This window comes from Mesorhizobium tamadayense, from assembly GCF_003863365.1.
GTDB lineage: Bacteria > Pseudomonadota > Alphaproteobacteria > Rhizobiales > Rhizobiaceae > Mesorhizobium > Mesorhizobium tamadayense.
Window position 1 is genome coordinate 1 of the sequence record NZ_RQXT01000277.1, and the last position, 327, is coordinate 327.

At 58.7% G+C, this 327-nt stretch carries 1 protein-coding gene; it reads right to left on the reverse strand.

What is annotated here, in order from left to right:
- Positions 1-98: 98 nt before the first annotated feature.
- Positions 99-327: hypothetical protein (locus EH240_RS38690; RefSeq protein WP_206075414.1), on the reverse strand; the 229-nt coding region annotated here is incomplete at its 5' end.

The following is a 327-nucleotide window of genomic DNA, read 5'->3' on the forward strand; positions in this document are numbered from 1 at the left end:
CAGCGGCGGCCATTCGGGCCAAAAACATTCGCAGCATACCGCGGCAATGATCATCGCATTGCTCGCTGAAATCGGCACGCCCGCCACTTGAATAGGGTTCATTGTACGGACGCCTCTATCGCGGCGGCATCATCGGTACAGGAAGAACGGTTCCTCGCCTGGACATTCGTGAAGCCGGCATAAGTCAGCAGCAAGTGCTGCAGGCATGAATCCGCGAGGTTTCGTGCCAAGTGACGTTGCTCCTGTGCAGAGCCCATTTCCCGCTCTTTCGGCTTGATTCCCTTGTTCCAGCCCGGACCTTGCCGATCAACCCGCTGCGGGGTCGGA